This window comes from Alloalcanivorax sp. C16-1, assembly GCF_046507805.1.
GTDB lineage: Bacteria > Pseudomonadota > Gammaproteobacteria > Pseudomonadales > Alcanivoracaceae > Alloalcanivorax.
On record NZ_JBKFTK010000003.1, the window covers coordinates 26,825 to 44,799 of the forward strand.

Genomic DNA, 17,975 nt, shown 5'->3' on the forward strand with positions numbered 1-17,975 from the left:
GGAGTCCTTTTTCATTGTCCTGATCGCGGTCGAACGACCGCTCCTACGGCTTCTGGGTCTCGCGCACGTAGGCGGCCAGGGCCCGGGTGGAGGCATCCAGCCCGTCGGCGCCAGCGCCGCTCTCGAGTACCTGAATCATATCCTTGGCGATTTTCTTGCCCATTTCCACGCCCCACTGGTCGAAGGGATTGATGCCCCACAATACCGCCTGCACGAACACCTTGTGCTCGTACAAGGCCACCAGCGCGCCGAGGTGGCGCGGCGTCAGTTCGTCCAGCAGCAACGTGGTGCTGGGCTGGTTACCGCGATAGCGCTTGTGGATGGGGGTGCCGTCATCCTCGGCCAGCGCCCGGTCGCCCAGCGCCAGCAGCCGCGATTGCGCCAGACAGTTAGCCAGGGTCAGGATGTGCTGTTCTTCCAGCGGCTGCAGCTCGGCGCTGTTGCCGTTACGGCGACCATGGCGGGCGGCGGCGATGAATTCACAGGCCACCGGTTGGGTGCCCTGGTGCAGCAGTTGATAGAAGGCGTGCTGGGCATTGGGCCCCACCTCGCCCCAGATCACCGGGCAGGTGTGGTAATCCACCACCTCGCCGTCGCGGTCCACGGACTTGCCGTTGGATTCCATTTCCAGCTGCTCCACATAGGACGGCCAGTGCTTGAGTCGCCCGTCGTAGGGCAGCACCGCGCGGGCGGTTATGTTGAGAAAGTTCAGGTTCCACACGTCCACCAGACCGAGCAGCACCGGCAGGTTGTGCTCCCAGGGGGCGTCCTGAAAATGCCGGTCCATCTCATTGGCGCCGGCGAGCAGTTCGCGGAAGCCGTCCATGCCGATGGTCAACGCGATCGGCAGACCGATGGCGGACCACAGGGAATAGCGGCCGCCCACCCAGTCCCAGAACAACAGCTGGTTGTCCTCGTGGATGCCCCACTCGCTCATGCGCTCCGGCTTCGCCGACACGCCCACGAAATGACAGCGCAGCACGGCGCCGTTCCTTTTCGGGAACGCCTGCTCCAGCCAATAGCGGGCGGTGGCCGCGTTGCTGAGCGTGTCCACGGTGGTAAAGGATTTGGATGACACCACGATCAGGGTGGTGGCCGGGTTCAGCTCGTCCAGCAGCGGCGCGATCTGGCTGCCGTCCATGGACGAGACAAAATGCACGCGCGGCCGCCGGCCTTCGCGGGGATGGTTTTCGTGCAACGCCACCGAGGCCATCAGCGGCCCCAGGTCGGAGCCGCCCACGCCCACATTGACCACATCGGTAATGGCGTCGCCTTCGCAGCCGCGCCATTGGCCGGACAGAATCCGTTTGACGATGCGTTCCATGTGCGCCAGCTGTTCCTGTACCGGATCCGGCTCTCCCTGGGGGCGCGGCGGCTGGCGCAGGCGCCAGTGCATGGCCGGGCGGCCCTCGGTCCAGTTCACTTCGCCACCGTCAAACAGGCAGCGGATCCAGGTCTCCAGACCACGGGCGCCGGCCAGGGCACGCAGTTTTTCCAGCGTCTCGGCGGTGAGCCGCTGCTTGCTGAAATCCGCCAGCAGGCCGCCGGCGTGCAGGCTCAGGGTCTCGAAGCGTTGCGGGTCGTCGGCGAACAGGTCCGCCAGATGCCAGTGGCGGGCCTGCTCCGCGTGTTCGCGCAGGGCCCGGTCGGCGTCGCGGGCCGCGTCGGTGTGGCGCGGGGGCAGGTCGTGCAAGGGTACGGCGGTCATCAGCCTCTCCCGATACCGTGATAGGTGAAGCCCTGACGCTTCACGTACGCCGGGTCGTAGATGTTGCGCCCGTCGAGAATCAGCGGCGTGCGCATGGCCTCTTTCAGGTCGTCCCAGTCCGGGCCCCAGTAGGCTTTCCATTCGGTGACCAGCATCAGGGCGTCGCTGTCGCGGGCCGCTTCGTAGGGGTCGTCGTGCAGCGTCAGCGTGCCCTTGCCGCGCGCCCAGTTGGACAGCTCCGGCAACGCCAGCGGGTCGTGCACGTGCACATCCACACCCTGAGCCCAGAGCGCCTCGATCAAACGCAAGGCCGGACCGTTGTCGACGCGGTCCGAGCCGGGTTTGAAGGCCGCGCCCCAGAGGGTCACGCGGCGCTCTTCCACGTCGCCTTCATAGTGGCGCCAGAACTTGCGGAACAGCACTTCCTTCTGGCGCTCGTTGATCTGCAGCACCTGCTCCAGCAACTCGGCGCCGATGCGCCGGCTGCGCAGGGTGTCGGTGAGGCTCATCACGTCACGGCTGAAGCCAGGGCCGCCGAAACCACAGCCGGCGTACAGATAGGCTTCGCCGATGCGCGGGTCCGAGCCCACGCCCTGACGGATCACGTCGATGTCCACCGCCAGCTCCTCGGCCAGCAGCGCCATGTCGTTCATGTAACTGAGCCGGGTGGCGAGCATGCCGCTGATCGCCAGCTTGGTGAACTCCGCTTCGCGCGGCAGCATCACCTTGAGCACATCGCGGCGGCGGTTATAGGGCCGCAGCAGCTCGCGCATCAGCACTTCCGCCTCGCGCTCGTCGCAGCCCAGCAGAATATGGTGCGGCCGGGTAAAGGAATCCACCGCCTGACCTTCCTGCAATGTATCCGGCAAACACACCACCGGGGTGTCGGCGCCGGCATCGCGCAGGCGCGCCTGCAGTTGCTCGGTGGTGCCCACCGGAAACACGCTCTGGTTGACCAGCAGGCGGGCGCCGCCCCGGCCGGCCCAGTCGGCCAGATGGCCGGCCCGTTCCAGGTCGCCGGGCTGCAGCGCCAGACACACCACCGGCGCCGTCTCGCTGACCGCCGGCTCGCCGTTGACATCGGCCAGTCCCGGTTCGTCGGTGCGACAGTCCAGCCGGCCGGCACGCCGCTGGGCGCTGACCAGTTCCGACAGGCCGGGCTCCTGATAGAGCACCCGGTCGTCGTCCAGGGCCCGGGCGATCCGGCCCGGCGGCAGCCACCAGCGCACCCGATGGCCGCTCTGGGCCATCGCCGCGGCGGTGACCATGGCGCACAGGGTGTCGCCGAACATATCGATGCGCATGACGTCCTCTAGGCCTGGTAACGATCAATCAGCGCGCGGGCGGCGTCGCCGATTTCCGCGTGCTTGAGCGAATAATGCAGGATCGCTTCCAGGTAGCCTTCCTTGCTGCCGCAGTCGAAGGTGCGGCCGAGCATGGCATAGGCTTCCACCGGCGCCTGACCGATCAGGGTGGCCAGGGCGTCGGTGAGCTGAATCTCGTCGCCGGCACCCGGCGGCGTGTCGCCGAGCAGGTCCATCACTTCCGGCGGCAGCACGTAGCGGCCCACCACCGACAGGTTGGAGGGGGCCTGCTCGCGGGCCGGCTTTTCCACCACGCCGCGCATGGGCGCGCTGTCGCCGGGCTGGGGCGGCGTGCCGTCGAGATCGGCGATGCCGTATTTGTGCACCAGTTCGTCGGGCACTTTCTCCACCATGATCTGGGCGGCGCCCTCTTCCTCGAACCGGCGGATCATGTTGTTCAGATCGTTGCCCCGGCCGTCACCGTCCACCAGCACGTCCGGCAGGATCACCACGAAGGGTTCGTCGCCGACCACCTGGCGCGCCTGCCAGACCGCGTGGCCCAGCCCCTGGGGCGGCCCCTGGCGCACGCTGATCACCTGCACGCCGTCGGGCAGCGGGCGGCGGATTCTCTCCAGCAGCTCGGTCTTGCCCTTGGCTTCCAGTTGCGCTTCCAGTTCCGGGTGACCGTCGAAGAAGTTCTCAATGGCGGTTTTGCTGCCGTGGCTGACCAGGATGATCTCGGTGATGCCGGCTTCCACGGCCTCCTCCACCACGTAATCGATGGCCGGACGGTCCACGATCGGCAGCATTTCCTTGGGAATGGACTTGGAGGCCGGCAGCATGCGGGTGCCAAACCCCGCCACCGGAATGACCGCTTTCCTGACCATGGAGACTCCTTGAGAAAAAGTTCGGGGCAACACAACGGGCCCGGGCAATGTTTTTATTATGAAACAGAACGCCGTGCCGTGTTCCACAAGCGGTTCGCGGCGTCCGGGCTAATTACATTCTTTTACGAGCCATCATTTACGAGCTATCGTTTACGGGCTACGAGTGAGGCCGCCACGCCATGCGGCTGAGCATCAGCAGCGAGGCGCTATAGTAGTCGTCGTCGCCACCGGGCGACAGGGGAATGCTGTCGCCGTTGCCGAGCAGCAGCGCGCGCACCGCCAGCCCGCCCCGGGACAGGGTGAAGTCCGCGCTTTCGCCGCTGGCGAGATCCACCCAGGCCGGCGGCCGGGGCCGCATCCAGTAGCGGCGGATGCCGTCCAGGGCACCGGCGTCGCCCAGGCCCATCCAGTAAAAATACAAGGGTACCCGCACCGCCTCGAAACCGAAACGGGGCGGCCAGGCCTCCGGCAGCGCCAGGCTGCCGTCCTTGTTGAGGCGCAGCCAGTCCGGCACCAGCCGGTGTTCCCCGAAACGGGCCTCGTGCATCAGCCGGGCGCCGTCGTACATCAGGCGCCGCCAGGGGCCGTTGGGCTCCAGCCGGGCGAACTCATCCAGGGCCGGCATCACCCAGTAGGACGGATTCAGGTTCACGTAGCCGTCGTGGACGAAGCCGGAGCGGGCGGGCAGCAGCACCAGATAGCCGCCGTATTCCAGCAGCAGATGCCGGCGAATCGCTTCGCGCAGGGTCAACGAGTCGGCCAGGTAACGGCGCACGCCCCAGCGCTGGCCGGCGCGTTGCAGCGCCCAGGCGATCAGCAGGTCACCGTCGGTGGCGTTGTTGGGGTCGACGATGCGCGGTTCCGCGTCCGGCTGATAACGCCAGGCGTAGAGGCCGTCCACCGGCCGCCGCAGGTGTTGGCGGGTCCACTGATAGAGTTTTTCAAAACGGGGGCGGTCGTCGAAATAGACCGCCATGAGCATGCCCCAGCCCTGCCCTTCCGTGTGGCTGACGCCACCGTTGCCGGTGTCCACCACCCGACCGTCGTCGGTCATGTAACGTTGCTCGTAGTGGCGCCAGCCGGCATCCCGTGCCGCCGCGCCCACCGGCATCAACGCCAGCCCGACCAGTAGTGCCACCAGCCAGCCGGCGCGCCGTGTGGCACCGCCGTCATCCTCAACAGCCATAGCAAAATTCCAGCGGCCCATCCGGTTGGGCCTTGAGTACCTGCACCTCCACGGTGCGATCACCGCCCTGGTCGCGCAGCCAGGCGTTGTAGGCGCCGCCCAGCAACGCCGCCAGCGCCGCCGTCCAGGTTTCGCGCACGGTGCCGTCCAGCCGTGGCCAGGCATCGTGCACGATCACGATCATGTCCGATTCGCCGTGAAACTGACACCAGCCCCAGTCCAGCTGGTTCCAGCGCCGGTTGATGGCCGCCTCCAGCCCTTCCAGGGTGTCCTGCTCATCGATCGGCAGGTCGCTGGCGATCTTGGTGCCGAGATGACCGAAAAACGCCAGCATCTCCTGGCTGCCGGCGCTGGCGTTCAGCTCCTCCACCAGGGCGGTCATGAACAACCGCCACTGGCCGCTGAACTGCCGGCCCCGGAAGTACTCCAGCGAGCGTGCCTGATTCGCGGTCTTTTTATCCATGATCACGGCTCCATGGTGTAAAGCAGGTTGATCATCGCGGACGTTTCCGAGTAATCCCCGAACGTATCGTAATCGATGCTGGTGCCCAGGCTGAACGCCGGCGACAACTGATAGTCGAGCCCCGCGCCCAGGTTGAGCCCGAAGCCGCTCTTGCTCTCGGCGTCGTAGTACGACGCAGTGGCGACGCCGGCGTCCACCAGAATATCCATCCATTGTTGTTGTTCTCCCAGGGTCGGGAAATACGGTGCTTCCTCCACCGTGTAACTCTGGAAGCCCGGTTGCAGGCGGGCGTTCCAGCTGACGCGGTTGTAGGTTTCCTTGTAGGTGATCGGGAAGGCCAGGCTGACGTAATCCTGCGGGCTGAAATAGCCCCCGTGCCCGTAGGTGAACTGGCCCCGGTTTTCATCAAAGCTGCGATAGTTGAGATGCACGCCGGTCTGCAGCGTGCGCCAGCGTTCATTGATCGGCTTCACGTAGGCGCCCAGGTTGAAGACCGCCGCCTGGTTGGTGTCCACATTGTGGCCCTGGTAGCTGTAGAAGCCCAGATCCCCGTAGCTGCCCACCTGACCGTTGTCATAGGCCAGGCCGATTTCCGCGCCGGAGCGGGTCACGCCGCCCCAGCGGTCGCCGGTGACCGGGTCCTCGACGCCGGCGTAGGACAGCAGGCTGTCGGTGACCGCGCGGCGCTGGGCGGTGAGCCGCAGGTTGGTGTGGGTGGCCACCCGCGGCGCCCAGGTGATGCCGCCCACCAGGTTGGTGACCTCGAACCCGTAGGGGGTGCTGCCGATGTCGCCGCTGAACGCCCCTTCCCGGTAACCGAACGCCACCGCCATGCCGGCGTCGCTCTGGTTGCCATAGGCGGCGGCGCGGCGATAGGCACCGGCCCGCGCCGCCACGTTGCTGACCAGTTGCCGCACGGCGGCGGCGCGGGCCCGGTAGTCGGCGGTATTGGTGGCGTCCAGGGAGAAGTCGCTGCTGCCGAATTCACGCTGCAGGTAGTTGTCCACGAACTGGCGCTGCTCGCTGCTCAGCGCGTCCAGGTCGATGCCCGACTCAAACAGCACATTGCGCTGCACGCTGCTTTCGAAGTTGTCCTGGGCGTCGTCGAGCTGATTCTCCGCGTTGGCGAACTGGTTCTGCCGTTCGTTGAAGGTGCTCTGCGCCTGGTTGAGCTGGGACTCGCGGGTGTCCACCGCCGCCTGCAACGCCGCCAGTTCCTCGTCGGTGGGGTTGTTGGCATTGAGCAGGGCATCCTGGGCGTCGGCCAGGTTCTGCTGGGCGGTGCTGACGCTGGTCTGGGCGTTGTCGCGCTGGGCCTCGGCGGTGTTGAAGGCGCCCTGGGCGGCGTCGAGATTGTCGGCCACATCGTCGATGCCATCGATCAGGTCGCCCACGCCGCTGAGCTGCTCCACCACCGCCGAGGCGGCGGCGGAGGACGCGCCGGTGCTGCCGAAGCGGCGGGTGGCGTCCCCTTCCAGGGTGCCCGCGTTCAGGTAGACCGGCGAGGCGGTGGCGGTGAAGCGGCCGCCGCCGAACGGCACCGATGACAGACCGATGTCGCCGCGAATCTCGGTGAGCTGGCTGAGCCCTTCCTCGCCGTCGCGGAAGCGCAGCGAGAGACCGCCCTGCCCTTTTGGCGACAGTGCCCGGCGCAGGTCGCCGCGCAGGTCGTCGATGCGCACCAGCCGTTCTTCGCTGGGCGCCGCTTTGACCGGTTGCGCGGCGGCGCTGCGCCGCGCACTGTCAGCGCCGCGCGAGCCGCCGTCGGCGTAGGCCTCGCCCACGGTGTCGCCCCGGTCCGGCCGGCGCCAGTCGCCGGCCCAGGCCTCGCCACCACCGCTCTGGTAGGGGCTGGCCGGGGTGGGCGTGGCCGGCGCCGCGTCGTAGGAGCGGTTCAGGTAGCCACGGGCCTCGCCGTCCGGCTGCCAGCGTCCGGCCACCCGGGTTTCGCCGGGCAGCCAGACGCCGGCGCCCTTACCCGCGCCGGAACGGTCGTCGGCACCGCTGAAGGCGGCCCAGCGGCCGTCATCCCGGGAACGGCCACCGTCCCGGAACGGATTGACCACGCCCACCACCGAGGGCCCGCCACTGCGCTCCATGCCCGCCGCCTGATTGGCGAAGGTCAGCGCCTGGCGTTTGTCGCCCTGGGCCTCGGCGGTGCGCGCCGCCAGCAGCATCAGTTCCGCGTCTTCCAGCGGCGCCACCTGGCGCAGCAATTCCTCGGCGTGGTTGGCATCGCCGGCGCCCAGGGCGGCGGCCACCGCGCCGCGCCGGGCCACCACGTCGCCGGGGTCGCGCTGCAGCTGCCATTCGAACACGCTGGCCGCGTCGGCGAAGCGCTCGCCCTTGAGATAGAGGTTGCCCAGCTCGTGGAGCAGCGCCGGTTCCCGGGGCCGCCGTTCCAGTTCCGCCACCAGCACGTCATAGGCCTGGGCCAGTTCGCCGCGCTCACGCAGGGCGGTGACCTGATCCAGCAGCAACTGGTCGCGGGTGTCGTTGAGGGCGGCGCGGGCCGGCGGCGCATCGGCGGCGCGGCGGTCGAGCAGCGCCATCAGCCGGCGCGCCTCGCGCTCGTTGCCGGTGCGCGACAGCACCGAGGCGTGGGCGAGGAACGGCGTCACCGCCTGGTTCTCGCTCAGGTGCAGGTCCAGATCGCGGCGCACCAGCGCCACCGCCAGGGCGTCCTCGCCCTGGTCCACCAGCAGGCTGGCCACCTGGCCCAGCTCGGCGGAGTCCGTGGGCGGGTTGCGGTAGAGATCGTCCAGGGCGTTCTCCACCTGCCATTCGTCACCTTCCGCCAGCACCCGGCGCAGGCTCGCCACCCGCGCACCGCCACGCACCCGATCACGCAGCTGGTTGATCTGGTCGTCGCGCTGGTTGGCGGGAATGCGTTCCACCAGCGCCTGGGCGTCTTCCCAGCGCTGCTGCTTCTCGGCCAGCAACGCCGCCACCTGCAGGTCGGCCGCGCTCGGCGTGCCTTCCAGCAGCGGGTCGATCAGCGCCCGGGCGCGGCGCGGCTGGCCCTGGTCGTCGTAGAAACGGGCCAGCGACAGGCGCGTCCAGGGATCGTCCGGCGCCACCGCCATGGCTTCGCGCAGGGACTGCTCGCCGGCGCCGGCGCGGCCGGCGGCGATCAGGTCCTCGCCCTGCTGACGCAGGCTGTCCACCCGCTGCTGGCGCAGATAGCTCAATTGCTCCTTGGCCGCCGCCGGCAGCTTTTCGAACTCCGCGTCCGCGTCCTGGTAGCGCCCCTGGGCGAGCAGCGCCCGCACCAGGCCGCCGCGGGCCTCGGTCATGGCCGGGCGCTCCACCAACAGGTCCCGGTACAGACTTTCCGCCACCACCGCGCGGTCCTGGGCCAGCAGGATCTCCCCTTGCAGCAGCTTGGCGTCACGGCCCTGGTTGCCCGGGGCCCGGGTCAGCGGGCGCACGTCCTGGAACGCCTGGTCCAAATTGCCGTTGCGGAAGGCGGCACGCACTCCGGCCAGCTGGCCGTAGAAACGGGCGCTTTCCAGGGGCGGCCGCCATTCGGCGGCCTTGCCCGGGTTCAGTTGAATGGCCCGCTCCAGGGAACGCTGGGCGTCCTGGAACCGCTCCCGGCGCAACTGCACCAGGCCGAGGCCGGCCAGCGCGTCGGCGTCGTTGGGGTCTTCCTTGAGGGCGGCGCGGAACGACTGCTCCGCCGGGTCCACCTGGCCGGCCTGCAGGGCGGCATAGCCCCGGCCCCGGGCGGCGCGCCCCTGGTTGTCGGCGCCGGCCAGCTTGGCGGCCACCGCCTCGTCATCGGGGAACGCCTCCAGATACTGGCGCAGCGGCGCCACGCTGTCCGGCGTGTCGGGCAGCCACAGCAGCGCCTGACGCCAGGCGTTCAGCACCTCCCGGTCCTGCTTCGCCTGCCACAGCGCGCGCAGCTGCTCGATGCCGCGCGGACGGGTGGCGTTGTCGTAGGTCAGCACCTTGGCCAGGGCCACCGCCACCGGGCGATCGCCGGGGCGTTGCTCGGCGAGCCGCTGCAGGCCGGCGCGGGCCTCCGCCCGGCGCCCTTCCACCCCGGCCAGGGTCTGGTAATACTCCAGCGCCAGGTCCGCCGGCGGGGCGCCGTCAAACAGTTCTTCATAGCGGCTCACCGCCGCTTTCGCGTTGCCGGCGCGGGCCAGCTGGCGGGCGTCGCGCAGTTGCTCCGCGTCCACGTCCTGCCGACGCAGCCGTTCGTTCAGGCGGCGGGCATAGTCGCTGTTCGGCGCCACCTGGCGCAGTCGCTCGGCGTAGCGCTGGGCGGCGGCGGGGTCCCGTTCCTGCTCCAGCACCGCCATCTGGTACAGCGCCGCCGGATTGTCCGGGTCCGCGGCCAGTACCCGTTGCAGGGTATCCGCGGCCAGATCCGGGCGGTTGTTGCCCCGCCAGAACTCCGCCTGATCCAACAACCGCTGCACCGACGCATCGCCGCTCTGGCCCAGGGACAGCCCCGGCGCCATGGTCAGCGTGGTCCCCAACAGGCCGGCCACCAGCCATTCATTGAAGCGCTTCCCACTCATCGCTTTTTCCGTTCCCCATGTTCATTGAGACGCCGCGCGGCGCGGGCGCGCAGCAGCGGCACCAGGGTGCCCGCGATCAAAACCAGCACGAACAGCGCGCACACCAGCAGCACGTCCGGCCGCTGCCCCAGGGACCAGCGCAGCATGGTCGGCCAGTCGTTGTGTCCGTCCGGGGAGACCGGATGGATGCGGAAGTTGCGCACCACCTCTTCCTCATCCAGTACCGACAGATCCTCGCCCATCAGCGCGCGCACCTGCTGCCGGTCCAGGGCCTCCACCAGGGGCGCCAGGCCGGTGGCGTCGTTGCTGGTCAGCAGCACCATCTGACGCTGATCGCTGAGCGGTGTGTCACCGGCAATGGCGCCCTGGATCAGGGAGCGGCTGCTCAGCGCCCGATCCGCCGGGCCGCGCTGCAGGGACTCGCCGTGCAGCAGCCATTGTTGCAAACGTTCGCCCAGCGACGGCGCGCGCACCCGCAGGCGGCCCTCGCTCAGGTAGTACGGCGCGCGCACCAGGGTACGCGCCATCGGATCGTCCAGCGGCACCAGCGCCAGCCAGTGGCGGTCCACCACCGCGCGCAATTGGTCCTCGCCCATGGCCAGCGCCAGCTTGTCGCCCACCACGCCGGTGGACTCCGCCAGCCGCGACAGCGCGGTGAAGGCCGCCCCCAGGGTGGAGAGCGAGGGCTTCCTGGGCAGCACCAGAGCCGTGCGCGCCAGATCCGCGTAGCGGGTGAACGGGAAGCCGGCGGCCACGTAAGGCCGCAGGTTGGGCACCTCCGCCAGGTGCCAGGTCTCGGTGAGATCCAGGGTGGAATCCGGGTACACCTGGCTGACCACGTCGGTGGGCAGGGTCACCGCGCAGGGGTCGGCGAAGCGGTGCGCCAGATTGAAATAGAAGGTCAGTTCGTTCTGGCCGTGAATCAGCGACGGCGGCACCGGCAGCACCGCCTGCTCCTGGCGCAGCGGCCCCATGGCCAGCCCCCACAGATGCTCGAACAGGCCGCGCCGGGTGACCGGCAGCGAGCCCAGGTACTGGCCGTTGAGCGCCACGTCGAGCCGCGATTTATCGGTGTTCAGCCAGTCGCCGTCCGGGAACCGGTAACGCACCCGCAGCGGCACCGTGTCACCGGGCCACAGTTCCAGATCCGGGGCCACCTGGAACGGCACCCGGATCAGCGCCGGGGTGATGCCGCTGACGCGCAGCTGCTCCGGTGGCACCAGATCGCCGAGCCGCAGGGGGATGGCGTCGCCGGCGTTCCAGCGCGGCGCCGAATAGGGCCGGCTGGGCGCGGTGGAGACCGCCTTGGCGGCCATCTGCTCGCCGGACAGCACGGTCTGCGGATGAATCAGAAAACGGGCCGCTTCCACCAGCCCGGCGCCGTCCGCCGCCTGCAGCACCAGCAGCTTGCCCCGGGTGCGGGGATTGTCCGCCATGCGCAGCCCGGGCGCCGCGATGGCGCGGGGCGCCAGCCCCGGCAGCGGCGTGCCGTCGGTGGTCAGCACCACCGCGTTGTCGTCGGGCAGTTTGTTCACCACCCGGAAACTCAGATCCCGATAGCGGTTCTGGGCACCGAACCAGGAAGCCACCAGCGCGGCGGCGTGCACCTGTTGCGGGTCGTCCGGATCGGACAGCGCCAGGGTGATTTGCACGGGCCCGGACGCGCTCGGATCGAAGAACGGCGAAGGCAGCAGGTCCAGGCGGTTGGCCAGCGGCAGGCGCTCCACCGCCAGGTTCAGTACCGTGGCCGGCATCACCCGGGCGCCGATGCGCGGGTCCAGCGGGTTCAGGCAGGTCTGGTCCACCACCCCGTAGAGCCGGAAACCCAGCCGGTTGTGGTCCAGCAGCAGCGCCGGATTGATGTCGAAGCGGTGTTCGTGGACCTCGCCGTCGCCTTCACGCAGAGGGATGCGCTGCACCGGCTCGCCGTTCATCGTTACCACCAGCTCACCCTGGCCGGCGGCCAGGGCCGGGTCGTGGCGCAGGCGCAGCACCATGCTGGCCTCCACCACCACCTCGTCGGCGGGCAGCGACACCCCCACCCCGGCCTGGCTGCCGTCGCCGGTGAGCACCAGACCGCCGGCCTCGCCCAGCTGCTCCAGACTGACGCTGCGCGGCTCCGCGGGCACCGGCGCCACCGAGGTGGGCGGCGCCACCGGCGTGACCCGGGCCGACTGGCCTTCCTGGGCCAGCGCCGGACGCACCGCCAGCAGCACCAGCACCGCCACCAGGAACAGCATGGCGATGGGCATGATCCAGCGCCACAGTTTGCCTTCGTGGAACACCCGGTTGGCTTCCCGCTCTTCCGGGTCCCGGGACATCAGGTCCGGCAGGAACAGACCCAGCACGCAGCGGGCCACCGGCCAGAACGCGCGGATCGGGTGATCCTGGCGGCGGCGGCCGTCGCTCAGCCAGGCGTCGGCCCGGCCCATCACGACGCGCACCAGACGGCGGCGCTGGTTGAGATCGAGCTGGCCGAAGCGCAGGCGAATGTAGCGATGATCGCCGCCCATCAATTCCGCCGGCAGCAGCACCGAGCGGCCGTTCATGATCACTTCCAGATGCTCCACCGCCTGATCCGGCAAACTGCCCTCCGGATTGCGCAGCCGCCCGCCGGTCATGGACAGGTCCACGGTGCGCGTGGCCAGGGTGTGGCCGCCGTCGAAATAGAGCGTGGCCTGCAGATCCAGCTCCACCCGCACCGAGCCGCGCACCTGCCGCCGTTCCCGGGCCACGGCGATGGTCGCCAGCAGGATGAACAGGCTGAAGCCGCCCCAGAACAGGTTCAGCGACATCACGTCGCGCTGCACGCCGTAGTAGTCGTTCCAATACCAGCGCACCGCCCCCCAGCCGAGACCGGCGAGCAGCAGAAAGGCCGCCACCAGGTGCGGTTTCACCGGGTTGACGTCGAAAAAGGTTTCCTTGAGCAGGCCGCCCTTCTCGGTGACGTTGAACTTACCCGCGCGCGGGTTGAAGAAAGTCACCAGGGTCGGCTTGATCAGATGGAAGCACAGGGACGACTCGTAGATCTCGCCCCAGAAGGTGTGGCGGAAGCGGCCGTTGAGGCGCGAGTTGGTATAGATGGCGTGGAACAGGTGCGGCACCGCGTAGGCCAGAATCATCTGCGCCGAGGAGGCAATGATGTTCTGCCCGATCAGCAGGTAGGCCAGCGGCGCGGTGAGAAACACCACGCGGGGCAGCGGAAACATGAAGTGCAACGCGGCGTTCAGATAACACAGCCGCTGAGCGGCGGTCAGGCCGCGCCCGAACAGGGGGTTATCCAGACGCAGGATCTGCGTCATGCCCCGCGCCCAGCGGGCGCGCTGCCCGATGTGCAGGGACAGGCGCTCGGTGGCCAGGCCGGCGGCCAGGGGCAGGCCGAGAAAGGCGGTGCGCCAGCCCTTGCGCTGCATCTTCAGGGCGGTGTGGGCGTCCTCGGTGACGGTCTCCACGGCGAAGCCGCCCACCTCGTCCAGGGCCTCCCGACGGATCACCGCGCAGGAGCCGCAGAAGAAGGTGGCGTTCCAGAAATCGTTGCCCTTTTGCACCGGGCCGTAGAACAGCTCCCCTTCCCGGGGCAGGCCCTCGCCCACCGCCAGATTGCGTTCGAACGGATCCTGGGAATAGAAATAGTGCGGCGTCTGCAGCATGGACAGGCCCGGGTCCACGCAGAAGCCGCCCACCGTGCTCTGCAGGAAACCGGAGGTGGGAATGTGGTCGCAGTCGAACACGCAGATCAGCTCGGCGTCGGTGAGCTGCATGGCGTGGTTCAGGTTGCCGGCCTTGGCGTGGTTGTGTTCCTCGCGGGCGATGTAACCGACGCCGGCGCGGGCGGCGAAGGCGGCGAACTCCTGGCGGCCACCGTCATCCAGCAGATAGATGCGAATCTTGTCTTCCGGGTACTCCAGCTCCTGGGCGGCCAGCACCGTGTCCATCACCACCGGCAGGGATTCGTTGTAGGTGGGGATATAAACGTCGACGGTGGGCCACTGGCTCACGTCTTCCGGCATCGGCGTGATGCCCCGCTCCAGCGGGAACAGGGTCTGGATATAGCCGAAAAACAGAATGATCCAGGCGTACAGCTCGGCGGCGTAGAGACCGTAGCCCAGCACGTATTCGAAACCGGTCTGGAACACCAGGGTCTCGGTGGTGCGCCAGTACAGGTAGCGGCTGGACACCACCACCGACAGCAACATCAAGCCCACCGACGCGCGCCGCGAGTCCGGGCTCAGCCGGTTGACCAGAATCGCCAGCACCGCGCCGCACAGACCCAGCACGATCTGGTGATTGGCGTCCATCGGCGTGGTGATGAAAAAGAACAAAGGCGGTGTCGCCAACAACACCGCCAGAAACAACATTACGCGCCCGCGCAGGGTCCGCCCCCGATCCGTCCTGGCCGTCATTGAAAACCCTCAGGAAGCGCCGCCCGGCACCTCAACCACGGCGGTCCCGTCCATTTCCGCCAATTGTTCAAGTACACGTGCCACGCACCGGGAAATGTCCGCCGCGCCTCTGGAGTTGGGCGCTTGCTCGAACACCGACCGCTGCCGGCTGTTGGCCTCGGGAAAGGCCTCGTCGTGGTGGATCAACCCGAGCAGCTCATTGCCATGGCGCCGGGCGATGAAATCGGTGATTTCCGTGTTCAGGCGCCGCCGTGGATCGACCTGGTTCAGCACATAGCCATGGTGGCTGTCGGCGGGCACGTCCTCGGGATAAAAGTGTCCTTCTTCCACCCGGGGCAGCAACGACACAGAGGCGGAGTCGGCCAGCAGCACGGTAATACGGAGGTCCGCCAGGCGGCTCACCGCCCACAGCGCATTGGAGTCCCCCGGCGGCAGATCGGCGATCACCACCGTGCCCGGCGTGGCGGTCAGCGACGCCATCGGCCGCTCCAGAAAGCCCGGCTGCTCCAGCGCCCGGTCAAACGCGCGCCGCTCTTCCCGGGGCACGTCGCCATAGGCCAGCAAATGCACGCCCTCCGCCACCGGCCGCGCCAGGGTACGCCAGTCGTCGGTCTCCACCGCATCGTGCACATAGCCGTCGCCGTCGTTCAACGGCACGCCGAAATGCAGACGCAGGGCATTCTGGGCGTCGAAATCCACCACCACCACGCGGTAACCGAGACGACGAATGCCGTAGGCCAGATTGGCGACGCAGGTGGTCTTACCCACGCCGCCCTTGGGGGAAACAACCGAAATCAACGCCATTCATCAAACCCTGACGGGCGATTCATCGCCTGACGTTCGGCGATGCGGCGCAGCAGCGCTTTCAGCGGGGTGCCGTTGTAGGCACCGCTGACCGCCTCGGTGGCATGCTCCGGCTGACCGGACAGCAACGACCGGAAGCGCGGGCGCGCGGCGACCGGTTCCGGCGCCGCTGTTCCCGCCGCCACCGGCCGGGTGGCGGCGGGAACAGCGGTACTGGCCGCGGCAACGGGAGCCGGCGCGGCGCTGGCGAAAGCGGCGGGCGCGGCGGCCGGCGGCTCGGGTTCCACCGCCACCGTCGGTGTCTTGCCGGCCACCTGGTCCAGCAAGGTCCAACCGGAATCACGCGCGGGCTCGGCGGCAGGCTGGGACCGGCCACCTACGCGTCTGATTTTGAAATCCTTTTCCCCCGTCTTCTTCCTGAAGCCAGCCTGCTCATCGTAGGGCTTTGTCATTACTTTTTATCCCGCAGCACGGAAGAATGAAAAAAATGTGATATTGCTCACACTTTGCTCACGGCGCAGAGCGTACAGAAAAACACCGATTTTGTACATAGAGTAACCAATTGTTTCCGTGAGTCACATCAAATCAATAAGTTAGCAGCGCGGATCATGCGAGCGTCCGCGTGAATGAATAGTGAGAGATTAACGAAGAGGAAAGAAGATTTCAGTGAAGGGATGTAAAGACGGATGACCGGTGATTAATGCAGCGGCCCGGCGGCGATCTTATCGTCCGATGACGCCGGTCGCGGGCCCGCCGCCATCGGCGGCGCGCAGCGGTAGCCGCACACGTGCTCGCGCAGCAGAGCCTTGACCGCCTCGCCGTCGCCGCTTTCCAGCGCCGCGCGGAACGCCTCCAGCGCCGCCTGCAGCTGTTCCATACCGAGCATTTCCTCGCTGGCCTGCATGATCATTGCATGGCGGGTACCGCTGGCACGCTCGCCGATCAGTAACTCTTCGTAGAGCTTTTCACCGGGCCGCAGGCCGGAGAACACGATCTCGATGTCGCCGTCCGGATGATGTTCGTCGCGCACGGTGAACCCCATCAGACGCACCATGGCGTGGGCCAGATCCAGAATGCGCACCGGCTCGCCCATGTCCAGCACGAACACTTCGCCGCCCCGGGCCATGGCGCCGGCCTGGATCACCAGCTGGGCCGCTTCCGGGATGGTCATGAAATAGCGGATCACATCCGGGTGGGTGACGGTGACCGGTCCGCCCCGGGTGATCTGGTCGCGGAACAGCGGCACCACCGAACCGGACGAACCCAGTACATTGCCGAAACGCACCATGGAGAACACCGTGGCGCTGCCGCGCGCGGCCATGCCCTGCAGCAGCAGTTCGGCGAAGCGCTTGGTGGCGCCCATCACGTTGGTGGGCCGCACCGCCTTGTCCGTGGAAATCAGAATGAAGTGTTTGACCCCGGCGGCCTCGGCGCCCTCCGCCGCTTCCAGGGTGCCCAGCACGTTGTTGCGCAGGCCGGCCACCGGGTTGTCCTCGATCATCGGCACATGTTTATAGGCGGCGGCGTGGTACAGGGTGTCCACCCCGTGGGCCTCGCAAAGGCGCCGTACATGGCCACGGTTGACCACCGAGCCCAGCGCCGGGATCAGCTCGATATGGCGGCCGGCCAGTTTGAGCTTGTCGCGCAGCTCCCGCTCGATGTCGTAGAGGGCCACTTCGCTCTGCTCGAACAGAATCAACCGGCGCGGGCCGATCAGCAGGATCTGGCGGCACAGTTCCGAACCGATGGAGCCGCCGGCGCCGGTGACCAGCACGCTCTTGTCGCGGATGCAGTAACTGAGCAGGTCCTCCCGGGGCGGCACCGGGTCGCGGCCCAGCAGGTCCTCGATGGCCACGTCCTTGATCTCGTCCAGGCGCGCCTTGCCGGTGGCGATGTCGGCGAAGGTGGGCACCGTCTGCACGCGCACGTCCAGGGTTTCCAGCCAGGTGACCAGCGCCATGCGCCGGTGGCGCGGCAGCGACGGCATGGCCAGCAGCACCGAGCGCACCCGCCCCGCCGCCACCAGCTGGCGCAGTCGGTCCCGGTCGCCCACCTCCACGCCGGACAACAGCGTGCCCTGCTTGCTGCGGGAATCGTCCACCACCATCACCGGCTGCAGCTCGCGGCCCGCCTGCAGAGCCCGCACCAGCTGGGCGCCGGCGGACCCGGCGCCGAACACCGCCACCGGTTCCCGGTTGGAGTTGTGGGCCATGGCGTGCAGCAGGAAGCGACGGGCCAGGGTACGGCTGACGCCCAGATAGAGCACCGCCAGTATCCAGAAGATCATCAGAATCGAACGCGGCAGCCAGGCGTTGGTCATGTAGACCATGGCGGCCAGGGTGACCACCGCGCCGGACATGCCGAACAGCACCGACCACACCGCCTCGGTGCCCTGATAACGGACGATGGACCGGTAGAACCCGCAGGCATAGAGGAAGCCCAGCGGCACCAGGGCGCTGGCGGCGATCAGCCACAACGGCTCCACCGGCACCAGAAAACTGCTGAAGCGCAGTGCGAACGCCATCCACAGCAACACCGGCAACGCCAGCGCGTCCGCCACCAGCATGATGGCGCGCTTTTGCCAGCGGGAGGTGCGCAGCAGTCGTGCGCCCACTCGTTGCAGCAGGGGTGAATTCATCGCGGACCGTGGAATGGCTTGGAAAACCGCACGTTAGCAGAGGCTTT

At 68.2% G+C, this 17,975-nt stretch carries 10 protein-coding genes; all 10 read right to left on the reverse strand.

Annotated features, from left to right (window positions below):
• Positions 1–43: 43 nt before the first annotated feature.
• The 10 genes from pgi to ACLD0W_RS10905 all read right to left on the reverse strand — a co-directional run bounded on the left by pgi (position 44) and on the right by ACLD0W_RS10905 (position 17,928).
• Complete coding sequence (pgi, locus tag ACLD0W_RS10860; RefSeq protein WP_410307509.1) at positions 44–1,708, reverse strand: glucose-6-phosphate isomerase; 1,665 nt, start codon at positions 1,706–1,708, stop codon at positions 44–46.
• A complete protein-coding gene (locus ACLD0W_RS10865; RefSeq protein ID WP_410307510.1) occupies positions 1,708–3,012 on the reverse strand; it encodes a UDP-glucose dehydrogenase family protein in 1,305 nt (434 codons plus the stop codon). The genes pgi and ACLD0W_RS10865 overlap by 1 nt, the downstream gene beginning before the upstream one ends.
• Before the next feature lie 8 nt (positions 3,013–3,020).
• Positions 3,021–3,899 (reverse strand): UTP--glucose-1-phosphate uridylyltransferase, encoded by an 879-nt coding sequence (locus tag ACLD0W_RS10870; protein WP_410307511.1) that lies wholly within the window; start codon positions 3,897–3,899, stop codon positions 3,021–3,023.
• A gap of 157 nt (positions 3,900–4,056) precedes the next feature.
• Complete coding sequence (locus ACLD0W_RS10875) at positions 4,057–5,085, reverse strand: glycosyl hydrolase family 8 (RefSeq protein WP_410307512.1); 1,029 nt, start codon at positions 5,083–5,085, stop codon at positions 4,057–4,059.
• Positions 5,075–5,548, reverse strand: coding sequence for a cellulose biosynthesis protein BcsD (gene bcsD, locus ACLD0W_RS10880; protein WP_410307513.1), 474 nt, complete (start codon positions 5,546–5,548; stop codon positions 5,075–5,077). Before bcsD ends, ACLD0W_RS10875 begins: the two co-directional genes overlap by 11 nt.
• Positions 5,549–5,550: 2 nt before the next feature.
• A complete protein-coding gene (locus ACLD0W_RS10885; RefSeq protein ID WP_410307514.1) occupies positions 5,551–10,083 on the reverse strand; it encodes a cellulose synthase subunit BcsC-related outer membrane protein in 4,533 nt (1,510 codons plus the stop codon).
• Positions 10,080–14,441 (reverse strand): UDP-forming cellulose synthase catalytic subunit, encoded by a 4,362-nt coding sequence (gene bcsA, locus ACLD0W_RS10890; RefSeq protein ID WP_410307515.1) that lies wholly within the window; start codon positions 14,439–14,441, stop codon positions 10,080–10,082. The genes ACLD0W_RS10885 and bcsA overlap by 4 nt, the downstream gene beginning before the upstream one ends.
• A gap of 54 nt (positions 14,442–14,495) precedes the next feature.
• On the reverse strand, positions 14,496–15,290 hold the full coding sequence (gene bcsQ / locus ACLD0W_RS10895; protein WP_410307516.1) for a cellulose biosynthesis protein BcsQ: 795 nt from the start codon (positions 15,288–15,290) through the stop codon (positions 14,496–14,498).
• Positions 15,281–15,742, reverse strand: coding sequence for a hypothetical protein (locus ACLD0W_RS10900; RefSeq protein WP_410307517.1), 462 nt, complete (start codon positions 15,740–15,742; stop codon positions 15,281–15,283). Before ACLD0W_RS10900 ends, bcsQ begins: the two co-directional genes overlap by 10 nt.
• Before the next feature lie 245 nt (positions 15,743–15,987).
• On the reverse strand, positions 15,988–17,928 hold the full coding sequence (locus ACLD0W_RS10905; protein WP_410307518.1) for a polysaccharide biosynthesis protein: 1,941 nt from the start codon (positions 17,926–17,928) through the stop codon (positions 15,988–15,990).
• Between the last annotated feature and the right edge of the window lie 47 nt (positions 17,929–17,975).